This is a genomic window from Mesorhizobium jarvisii, from assembly GCF_003601985.1.
Lineage (GTDB): Bacteria > Pseudomonadota > Alphaproteobacteria > Rhizobiales > Rhizobiaceae > Mesorhizobium > Mesorhizobium jarvisii.
The window spans coordinates 78,472-88,297 of sequence record NZ_QZXA01000018.1; the positions used below are offsets into that span (position 1 = coordinate 78,472).

A 9,826-nucleotide genomic window follows, 5' to 3' on the forward strand; every position below is an offset into this window, starting at 1 on the left:
TTGGCCGGGTGCCGTCTCACTCAGTCCGAACCTGGGATCCGATTGCGGGGATATGGCGCTGATATAGGAAGGCGATGGGGGAAATGGAATGGCTGACTGGCCGATCGGTCGAGGCCTGCATCCCTTGTTCTTGCCGGCCAGTTCCTGTCTCGGCCACGGCCGGTTGATGGCCCATTGCGGCGGCCACCGAGGTCTGATCTCCTGACCCCATGCATTTCATCCCTGCCTCGATCCGCGGCCCGCTGTTCATGATCATCTCGACCGGGTCGTACCTGGTCAACGATACGATGATGAAACTCGCGACCGCGGGGTTGCCGTCCTATGAGGTGCTGTTCCTGCGCGGTGTGGCGGCAGCGCTCTGGGGCTTCCCGCTGTTGTTCCTGCTGGGCTACGGCAAACAGATCCCGTTGATCTTCGACGGCCATGTGCTGCGCAGGAACCTGCTCGAGCTGGCGGCGATCCTTTGCTATGTCGTGGCGCTCGCCAATATGCAGATTGCGGATTCCACGGCGCTGGGACAAATCACGCCGCTGCTGATGCTGGTCGGTTCCTCGATCCTGTTTGGCGAGCGCATCGGCGGCCAGCGCATGGCGCTGATCGGGCTCGGCTTCATCGGCGCGCTGATGGTGGCGCAACCGACGATGCAAGGCATCTCCGTGTACGCCCTGCTGGCGCTCGGCAACGCCGCGCTGTCAGCCGCGCGCGACCTTGCCGGCAGGCGTGTTTCTGCAGAGGTGCCGGGGATGATCGTGGCGATTTCCGCCGTGGTGGTGGTGCTGATCGGCGCGGGCGCGGCGCATCTGGCATCCGAGCGCTGGGTGATGCCCGAAGCACGCCATTTGCTGCTGCTGGCCGGCGCCGGTCTTTTCCTGATCTTCGGCCACTTGTTCATCTTCATGGCCTATCGCGTCGGGCCGACCAGCGCGGTGGCGCCGTTCTATTACTGTTTTACCGTCTGGGCCGTCATTTCGGGCCTGCTGGTGTTCGGCCAGTTCCCCAATACTCTGGCGGTCTGCGGCATCCTGCTGGTGGTGGCCAGCGGGCTGACCATCGTGTCGCTGGACCAGCGCAAGCGCCGGCTGACCGTCGTCGCCTAGCATCGGCAGCCGAGCGCCTGTGTCCAATGTTGCGGAGGCCAGGTCGATCGTCTATTCGGCGATGTATCGTCTATCCACGACGCCATGATCAATCAGCCAAGGGAGCTCCCCATGACCGATTTTGACCAGAACAAGAACTCCGACGCCGAGCACAAGGCCGCCATTCGCAAGTCGCTGATCGGCTGGGCGGTGTTCATCACCGGAACGCTGATTTTCTTCGCTGCCGCCGATGCAGTGCTGATGCCATAGGCAAGCCCGAAGCCGGTCTCGCCCCAGCAGAAATTCGAAATTTCAGACGATGCGGCCGGCGCTTAAAGCGTCCGCCTTCCGCTGAATTGGTGGTAGGCCCACAGCACAACCACCGCGCCCACCACCGCGACGATCAGGCTGGAGATGTTGAGGCCGGTGACACCCACGCCGAAGAGCTGGCTGCAGATCACGCCGCCGACGATGGCGCCGACGATGCCGAGCACGACATCCATGATCAGACCCTGGCCGGTCTTGTTGACGATCTTGCTGCCCAGGAAGCCGGCGATGGCGCCGAGAATGATCCAGCTGATGATACCCATTTTTTCCTCTCCATCCCCCGCCATCGCGACATTTTCATATGATTGTCAAAACCTCAAGCCAGCTTGAAATTCCGCCCGGATGCGCCATTGTTGAAGGTGGGCCGGGCTTGGTCGAGATGGAGGATCCACTATGGGACTTTTTGACAACGCCGTTCCCGGCGGCAACATCACCAAACCGCTGATGATCGCGCTCGGCGCGTTGCTGGTCGGAAAAATGCTGAGCGGCAGAAGTGCCGAACAGCCGGATCAGCCTCAAACGCCCGTGCCTGCCGACCCCGCAGCTAGTGACGGCGGCCTGCTCGGCGGACTGGGCGGCCTGCTCGACAGGCTCAAGGACGCCGGCCACGGCAATGTCGCCGATTCCTGGGTCGGCACCGGGCAGAACCAGTCGATCAACGCCAACGATCTCGGCGCAGCACTCGGGCCGCAGGTCATCCGCGAGATCGCGCAGCGCACCGGCCTGGACGAACAGGAATTGCTCAAGCAGCTGTCCACCGCCCTGCCCGGCATCGTCGACAAGCTGACGCCGAACGGCCAGGTGCCGCAGCAGCACCAGGTGGCTTCAGCGTTCAACAGTTGACGCGCACACCGATGCCCTGAAGCGCTGCGCGCGTTGTCGCGCAGTGTCCAGGCTTAACGATTGTGGGATGGAAATCTGGAGCGGGTAGCGGGAATCGAACCCGCATATTCAGCTTGGAAGGCTGCTGCTCTACCACTGAGCTATACCCGCGCCTTGCACTGAAGTATCGGATTCACCCGAAAAGCGCCATGCACTTTTCGGCCCGATGCTTTTCTCGTTTCAGGGCTTCCGGGCCGGCAGTGGTGGAGAGGGTTGGATTCGAACCAACGTAGGCTAAGCCAACGGATTTACAGTCCGTCCCCTTTAACCACTCGGGCACCTCTCCAGCCTGCCGCCGGAGCCATGCAACGAGGCATTCTTGCCGATCCCGGAGCCCGAGTTGGATATCTTCTCCGAAATCAGCGAAGCGCCTTATGGCGGCAAGGCCAGTGGGTGTCAACCGCACTGGGAAGGGTTTTTCGATGTTGTTCGCCGGCTGCGGCGACGGGCCGTATCCTTGGCCACGCGAGACGGCTATAGAAGCCGGCCATGAGCAACAAGACCAATACCCCCAAAGACACCCATTACGCCAAGCTGCGCCGCGCGCACCGCGACGAGAAGAGCGGCGGCGCGCCGGCATTCCGGCCGCGCCAGCCCGTGCCGCCCGGCGAGAACGCCGCCGACGGCCTGGTGCGACTTTATGGCCTGCACACGGTGCGGGCGGCGCTCGACAATCCGCGCCGCAAGATTCGCAAAATGCTGGTGACCCGCAACGCGGCCGAGCGCCTTGAGATAGACGATCTCGCCGCCCTGCCCTTCAAGGCGGAGCTGGTCGAACCCAGGGACATCGACAAGATCACCGGTTCGGACGCCGTGCACCAGGGCGTGCTGATCGAGGCGGAGCCGCTGAAGCCCAAGCGCCTCGACGCACTCGGCGACACAGGGCTGGTGCTGGTGCTCGACCAGGTCACCGATCCGCACAATGTCGGCGCCATCCTGCGCTCGGCGGTCGCCTTCGGCGCCGGCGCGCTGATCACCACGGCCCGCCACAGTCCCCAGGAATCGGGCGTGCTGGCGAAATCCGCCTCCGGCGCGCTGGAGCATATCGACCAGATCGAGGTGAAGAACCTCGCCGACGCGCTCGGGCAGTTGCACGAAGCCGGCTTCCAGACCATCGGGCTTGATTCGGACGGGCCGGCGGAACTCGAAACCAGCTTTGCCGGCGACAGGATCGCGCTGGTGCTCGGTGCCGAAGGCAAGGGCCTGCGCCAGAAGACGCGCGAGACGGTGACGACGCTGGCGCGGCTCGACATGCCCGGCGCCATCCGTTCACTCAACGTGTCGAATGCCGCGGCGGTGAGCCTTTATGCTGCACGGGCGTTCTTGAAGCGCGGCTGAGAGCCGGAAGCGCTCTACCAAGAAACAAGAAACGGGTTCCAGCGACAGCGCGGGAACCCGTTCTTGTGCAGGACAAGAGGTGGCGGCTTGGGAACGTTGCGCCGCCCTCTCCCGGCCTATGCTGCTTTGCCCTTCACGTCGGTCAATTTGCCACCGACCTCAAAATTGGCCATCCGCTCCAGTGCCCTGACCAGCGCCGAGTGATCTTCCTTGGCGCCGCCATTGGCCGCACACGAGTTGAACAGCTGCTGCGTGGTCGAGGTGTTGGGCAGCGCCACGCCGAGCGCCTTGGCGCCCTCCAGTGCCAGGTTGAGATCCTTCTGGTGCAGTTCGATGCGGAAACCGGGCGCGAAGGTGCGCTTGACCATGCGCTCGCCATGCACTTCGAGGATGCGTGACGCCGCCAGCCCGCCCATCAGCGCCTGCCTGACCTTGGCTGGGTCGGCGCCGGCTTTCGATGCAAAAACAAGCGCTTCGGCGACGGCTTCAATGGTCAACGCGACGACGATCTGATTTGCCACTTTGGTGGTCTGGCCGACGCCATTGGGCCCGACCAGAGTGATGTTCTTGCCCATCTTCTCGAGGACGGGTTTGGCGCGTTCGAAGGTCTTTTCCTCGCCGCCGACCATGATGGTCAGCGACGCCGCCTTGGCGCCGACCTCGCCGCCGGAAACCGGCGCGTCGAGATAGTCGCAGCCCAGCTCGTTTATCTTTCCGGCGAAAACCTTGGTCTCGATCGGCGAAATCGAGCTCATGTCGATGACCAGCTTGCCTTTGGTCAGGCCGGACGCGACGCCATTGTCGCCGAACAGCACATCGGCCACCTGCGGGGTGTCGGGCACCATGGTGATGATGATGTCGGCGGCCTTGGCCACGGCGGCATGGCCGGAGACTGCTTTCAGGCCCTTGGCGACGAGATTGGCAGGCGGCTTCGAGCGATGGTCGCTGGCGATGACCTTGTAGCCAGCATCCAGCAGATGCCCCGCCATCGGCGCGCCCATGATGCCGAGGCCGATGAAGCCTATGGTTTCCATTGTGGTTCTCCTGAAAGTCTTGCTCGAACTCGTCGAAGGTCGGCGCTGCCCCTCATCCGCCTGCCGGCACCTTCTCCCCGTATAGTGAAGGGGAGAAGGAAGCTCTTAGGCCGCCGCGCTGCCTTGCCTGGTCAGGTCCCGAAACCAACCCAGGCCTGCCTCGGTGCCGGCCTTCGGCTTGTATTCGGCACCGATCCAGCCGGAATAGCCGATGCGGTCGATGTGGTCGTAGAGGAAAGGATAGTTGATCTCGCCCGTACCCGGCTCGTGACGGCCGGGATTGTCCGCAAGCTGGATATGCGCGATGCGGCTAAGGTTGGCCTCGATTTTACGGGCGAGATCCCCCTCCATGATCTGCATGTGATAGATGTCGTATTGCAGGAACAGGTTTTTCGAGCCGACGCGGTCGATCAGCGCCAGCGCCTGGTCGGAGTAGTTGAGGAAGAAGCCTGGAATGTCGCGGGTGTTGATCGGCTCGATCAAAAGCCGGATGCCAGCCTGCTCCAGCTTCTCCGCCGCGAAGGCGAGGTTTTCGGCGAAAACATCCTCGAGCACCTTGCGGTCGACGCCGGCGGGTGCAATGCCGGCCAGGCAATTGACCTGGGGGCAGCCGAGCGCCTGCGCGTAGGTGATCGCCTTGGCGATGCCCTGGCGGAATTCCGGCACGCGGTCCGGCAACACGGCGATGCCGCGCTCGCCCTTGCCCCAGTCGCCGGCCGGCAGGTTGAACAGCACCTGCGCCAGGCCGTTCTTCTTCAGCCTGGCGGCCACCACCTCCGGCGCATGGTCGTAAGGGCCGATATATTCGACGCCCTTGAAGCCCGCGCGGGCGGCGGCGTCAAAGCGATCGAGGAAATCATGCTCGCCAAAGAGCATCGACAGATTGGCTGAAAAACGCGGCATTCTTTTTCTCCTAATCCAGCATCACGATCGCGGTCGGCGCATCCTCATGGCTTTCGGCAAGGTCCTCGAATTCGGTGATCTTGTCGATCTCGGTGCCCATCGAGATGTTGGTGACGCGCTCGAGGATGAATTCAAGCACGACCGGAACCCGGTGCTCCTTCATCAGCCGCTGCGCCTCTTTGAAGGCGGCGGCAAACTCCTCGGGCTTGCGCACCCGGACCGCCTTGCAGCCCATGGCTTCGGCGACGGCGACATGGTCGACGCCATAGCCGGCCTCGGGATCGCCCGATCGGTTGACGTTCTCGAAGGCGAGGCTGACCTCATAATCCATCGAGAATCCGCGCTGCGCCTGACGGATCAGGCCGAGATAGGCGTTGTTCACGACGACATGGATGTAGGGCAGTCTGTGCTGTGCGCCGACGGCCAGTTCCTCGATCATGAACTGGAAATCATAGTCGCCCGACAGCGCCACGATGGTGCGGTCGGGATCGGCGGCGCGCACGCCAAGGGCTGCCGGCAAGGTCCAGCCGAGCGGGCCGGCCTGGCCGCAATTGATCCAGTTGCGCGGCTTGTAGACATGCAGGAACTGCGCGCCGGCGATCTGCGACAGGCCGATCGTGGTGACATAGGTGACATCGCGGCCGAACGCCTTGTTCATCTCCTCATAGACGCGCTGCGGCTTCAGCGGCACCTGGTCGAAATGCGTCTTGCGCTTCATCGTCTTCTTGCGGGCCTGGCATTCCTTGGCCCAGCCCGACCAGTCGCGCAGCTTTCCGGCCGTCTTCCACTCGGTGGCGACGTCGAGCAGCATTTTCAGCGCCGCGCCAGCATCGGAGACGACGCCGAGGTCCGGCGCGAAGACACGGCCGATCTGCGTGGGCTCGATGTCGACATGGATGAACTTCTTGTCCTTGGTGTAGACGTCCACAGAACCAGTGTGACGGTTGGCCCAGCGATTGCCGATGCCGAAGACGAAATCGGCCTCCAGCATCGTGGCGTTGCCGTAGCGATGCGAGGTCTGCAGCCCGCACATGCCGGCCATCAGCCGGTGATCGTCGGGGATCGCGCCCCAGCCCATCAGTGTCGGGATGACCGGAACGCCTGATATCTCCGCGAATTCGATCAGCAGGTCGGATGCATCGGCATTGATGATGCCGCCGCCGGCGACGATCAATGGCTTGTCAGCCGCGTTGAGCATCGCCAGTGCCTTTTCGGCCTGGGCGCGCGTCATAGCCGGCTTGAATGGCGCCAGCGGCTCATATGCATCGATGTCGAACTCGATCTCGGCCAATTGAACGTCGACCGGCAGGTCGATCAGCACCGGGCCGGGGCGCGACGAGCGCATGAGATGAAACGCCTTCTGCAGCGCCATGGGCACGAGATAGGGCTCCATGACGGTGACCGCCCATTTGGCGACCGGTGCGGCGATGGCGGCGATGTCGACGGCCTGGAAATCCTCCTTGTTGAGCCGCGCACGCGGCGCCTGGCCGGTGATGCACAGGATGGGGATGGAATCGGCTGATGCCGAGTAAAGCCCGGTGATCATGTCGGTGCCGGCCGGACCCGAAGTGCCGATGCAGAGCCCGATATTGCCCGCCTTGGCGCGGGTGAAGCCTTCTGCCATGTGCGAGGCGCCCTCGACGTGGCGGGCCAGCACGTGGCGGATGGTGCCCCTCGCCTTCAAAGCCGAATAGAGCGGATTGATCGCCGCGCCCGGCACACCGAAGGCGCAGGAGATGCCTTCCTTTTCGAGAACGAGAACCGCCGCATCGACAGCGCGCATCCTGGCCATTTTCCGGCCCTCCACTTGGGTTGTCATTGTTGGATGGCCGAGAATGTCAGCAAGCCGGCTATTTTTCAATTTTTTCAGAATATTTTTTCATTTCTAGAAAACGGCGACTATTTGCTGATTTTATTGGATTTTCGGTTTTTCAGGAATTTGCCGCCTCGCCGCAGTGAAAAACTTTTTCATTGCACGTTTGGAGAAATCGGCGAAACTGGCGCGATGGAAACCACTGAAAAACGCCAGCGCGGCCGTCCGCGCGCTTTCAACGGGCCTGCCGAGGCCAGTTCCGTGCAATCGCTGGACCGGGCCTTGCGCATCCTGGCCATTGTGGCGGAGGGCAGCGGCCTGTCGCTGAGCGAGATATCGGCGCAGAGCGGCCTTGCCGCCTCCACCGCCTACCGCATGCTGACGACGCTGGAAAACCACGGCATGGTCGAGTTTGACACATCAGACCAGCTGTGGTCGATCGGCGTCGAGACCTACCGCATGGGCGCGGCCTTCCTGCGCCGACGCAAGCTGGTCGACCGCGCCCGCATCGTCATGCAGGAGCTGATGGAAAGAACCGGCGAGACCGCCAATCTCGGCGTCGCCGAGGATGATTGCGTGGTGTTCGTCAGCCAGGTCGAGACGCACCAGGCGATCCGCGCCTTCTTCCGCCCGGGCACGCGCAGCCCCTTTCACGCCTCCGGCATCGGCAAGGCGGTGCTGGCGCATCTCGAGCCGGAGCGCGTCGGGACCATTCTGCGCAAGGCCGGCCTGCAGCGCTTCACCGACAGGACGCTGTCCGAGATCCCTGCCCTCGCCCACGATCTGGCTGTCATCAAGCAGCGCGGCTGGTCGGTCGATGACGAAGAACGGCACCCCGGCATGCGCTGTGTGGCGGCTGCCATCTTCAACGAGTTCGGCGAGCCGATCGGCGGCGTCTCCGTATCGGGGCCGACCGTGCGGGTGACGCCGGAGCGGCTGGCCGAGATCGGGCCGATGGTGCGCAGTGCCGCGGCCGAGGTGACCCGGATGATCGGCGGCGCGCAAGTCGGCTGATCAGCCTGCCCCGGGAAGCGCGCTCCTGGTCGCAATATCGAAGAAATCGAGCCGTATGGCCATGCCGACACCGCAAGCGCCGGCGGCATGGGCACTCTCTTGCCGTGGCGTTCGAATGCATGCGAAAGGGCGCGGATGAGGAAAACGGTTCAGCTTCTGCTTGTCGCTTCGCTTTGCGGATGCGTGGCGACGACACCTCGACCCGATGCCGGCGACCAGCGTGTCGATCCGATTCCGTTCTCGCTCGCGCTCGAGGAGATCGTCATCACCGGTATTCGTCAGCACTTGCCGGATCCAGCTTCGGCCAGGCTCGGAAGGACGCTTGCCGGGGAGCGGACACTGAACGGCCGCAAGGAGATCGTGGTCTGCGGCTTCGTCGACGGCAAGGATCCGTCCGGCGGCAATGGCGGCGACCAAGCCTTCATTGCCAGGATCTACCCGGATTCGGCAAGCAGCTTCGAGCTTGTCGCTATGGGCGGCGCTTCGGAAACGAGGCGCCTCGTCGATAGCACCTGCCGCGCAGCCGGGTTGCCGATTTCCGATTCCGCCTGATCACACAACTGTAAGTATTTGTGAAACAACGAAAAGGGGCTCGCGCGAGCCCCTTTTTCTGTTGTTGAGCGGTCTCCTCTCAGAGCCGGCAATAGTGGCTGTAGCCGTCGCGGCCGATGTAGGTGTCGGAGTCCGGATCGTAGCTGGAGTAACGATCGAAGCAGCGGCGGACGTGCCAGGAACCACCGTCTTCGTCGACATAGACGGTACGCGGCGGCTGCTGGGCAAGCAGGCTGCCAAGGACGAACCCGCCGACGCCGGCGGCGATGCCGATGCCGAGGTCGTGGTGATGCGAATGAGCCGCCGAAGGCTGAACGGTGCCGACCAGCGCGGTGGCGGCGACGGTGGTGGCGATGAGGCCGGAAACGAGAGTGCGCTTGAACATGATGATCTCCTTGCTTCGTTGACCGAGGCGATCCATCCGCCTCTTGATCATCTGTCGTTGCGGCAACGAAAAAGGTTCGAAGCTTTTTTGATCTTTTTTGGAGGTGCTGTCGGTTCCTGACTGTGGCCCACGGAGAATGCAAAAGGGCGGCCGAGGCCGCCCTTCCAAACGCAACAGGCCGCGGCATCAGAAGATGACAACGACCCCGCCATGATGACGATGGTGGTGATGATGCCGGTGATGATGGTGGTGGTACCACCAGTAGTCGCCATAGTCGTCGTCATAGTAATGATGGTGATGATGCATACCGTGAGCCGACGACGTCTGAACCGTGGCGGCCAACGCGCCTGTGGCAACGAACACGGCGACGAGAGCGGAAGTGAGCATGCGCTTGAACATGATGATCTCCTGGATCCTTGACCGAGACGACCATTCGCCTCTGGAGACCAGTCGGCGCGAGGTGGGAAAAGGTTCGAAAGGGGTGGGGAGATATCTTGGCGGG

At 63.1% G+C, this 9,826-nt stretch carries 11 protein-coding genes, 2 tRNA genes and 1 pseudogene; 6 read left to right on the forward strand and 8 right to left on the reverse strand.

Annotation, left to right across the window (positions count from 1 at the left end):
- The first annotated feature begins 209 nt into the window (after positions 1-209).
- Positions 210-1,097 carry a DMT family transporter gene (locus D3242_RS31075; RefSeq protein ID WP_064982870.1) on the forward strand — a complete coding sequence of 296 codons (888 nt, stop codon included), beginning with the start codon at positions 210-212 and terminating at the stop codon, positions 1,095-1,097.
- A 111-nt stretch (positions 1,098-1,208) separates the two neighbouring features.
- A complete protein-coding gene (locus tag D3242_RS33745) occupies positions 1,209-1,346 on the forward strand; it encodes a hypothetical protein (protein ID WP_167470477.1) in 138 nt (45 codons plus the stop codon).
- A gap of 62 nt (positions 1,347-1,408) precedes the next feature.
- Here the strand turns inward: D3242_RS33745 and D3242_RS31080 are convergent, their stop codons facing one another.
- Positions 1,409-1,666 carry a GlsB/YeaQ/YmgE family stress response membrane protein gene (locus D3242_RS31080; protein WP_064982869.1) on the reverse strand — a complete coding sequence of 86 codons (258 nt, stop codon included), beginning with the start codon at positions 1,664-1,666 and terminating at the stop codon, positions 1,409-1,411.
- A gap of 130 nt (positions 1,667-1,796) precedes the next feature.
- On the opposite strand from D3242_RS31080, the gene D3242_RS31085 reads away from it, so the two are divergent.
- Positions 1,797-2,246: a YidB family protein gene (locus D3242_RS31085; RefSeq protein ID WP_038646634.1), complete on the forward strand. Its 450-nt coding sequence runs from the start codon at positions 1,797-1,799 to the stop codon at positions 2,244-2,246.
- Positions 2,247-2,322: 76 nt separating this feature from the next.
- Here D3242_RS31085 and D3242_RS31090 read toward each other — a convergent pair.
- Positions 2,323-2,396: transfer RNA gene (locus D3242_RS31090), tRNA-Gly, on the reverse strand.
- Positions 2,397-2,486: 90 nt separating this feature from the next.
- Positions 2,487-2,571: transfer RNA gene (locus tag D3242_RS31095), tRNA-Tyr, on the reverse strand.
- A 203-nt stretch (positions 2,572-2,774) separates the two neighbouring features.
- On the opposite strand from D3242_RS31095, the gene D3242_RS31100 reads away from it, so the two are divergent.
- The gene (locus D3242_RS31100) at positions 2,775-3,623 is read left to right on the forward strand and encodes a TrmH family RNA methyltransferase (RefSeq protein WP_064982867.1); all 849 of its coding nucleotides are present in this window, start codon (positions 2,775-2,777) and stop codon (positions 3,621-3,623) included.
- A 116-nt stretch (positions 3,624-3,739) separates the two neighbouring features.
- Here the strand turns inward: D3242_RS31100 and D3242_RS31105 are convergent.
- The 3 genes and pseudogenes from D3242_RS31105 to gcl form a co-directional block, all read right to left on the reverse strand.
- Positions 3,740-4,672, reverse strand: a pseudogene (locus D3242_RS31105) (2-hydroxy-3-oxopropionate reductase); the annotation flags it as partial.
- A gap of 90 nt (positions 4,673-4,762) precedes the next feature.
- Positions 4,763-5,560, reverse strand: a complete 798-nt coding sequence (otnI, locus tag D3242_RS31110; protein WP_019857945.1) for a 2-oxo-tetronate isomerase — start codon at positions 5,558-5,560, stop codon at positions 4,763-4,765.
- A 10-nt stretch (positions 5,561-5,570) separates the two neighbouring features.
- A complete protein-coding gene (gene gcl / locus D3242_RS31115; RefSeq protein WP_019857944.1) occupies positions 5,571-7,352 on the reverse strand; it encodes a glyoxylate carboligase in 1,782 nt (593 codons plus the stop codon).
- A gap of 213 nt (positions 7,353-7,565) precedes the next feature.
- On the opposite strand from gcl, the gene bhcR reads away from it, so the two are divergent.
- Complete coding sequence (gene bhcR / locus D3242_RS31120) at positions 7,566-8,387, forward strand: HTH-type transcriptional regulator BhcR (RefSeq protein WP_010909246.1); 822 nt, start codon at positions 7,566-7,568, stop codon at positions 8,385-8,387.
- A 135-nt stretch (positions 8,388-8,522) separates the two neighbouring features.
- Positions 8,523-8,939, forward strand: coding sequence for a hypothetical protein (locus tag D3242_RS31125; RefSeq protein WP_038646628.1), 417 nt, complete (start codon positions 8,523-8,525; stop codon positions 8,937-8,939).
- Positions 8,940-9,018: 79 nt separating this feature from the next.
- On the opposite strand, the gene D3242_RS31130 is transcribed toward D3242_RS31125, so the two are convergent.
- Positions 9,019-9,324, reverse strand: coding sequence for a BA14K family protein (locus D3242_RS31130; protein ID WP_038652621.1), 306 nt, complete (start codon positions 9,322-9,324; stop codon positions 9,019-9,021).
- A 186-nt stretch (positions 9,325-9,510) separates the two neighbouring features.
- Positions 9,511-9,723 (reverse strand): hypothetical protein, encoded by a 213-nt coding sequence (locus D3242_RS31135; protein WP_081296009.1) that lies wholly within the window; start codon positions 9,721-9,723, stop codon positions 9,511-9,513.
- Between the last annotated feature and the right edge of the window lie 103 nt (positions 9,724-9,826).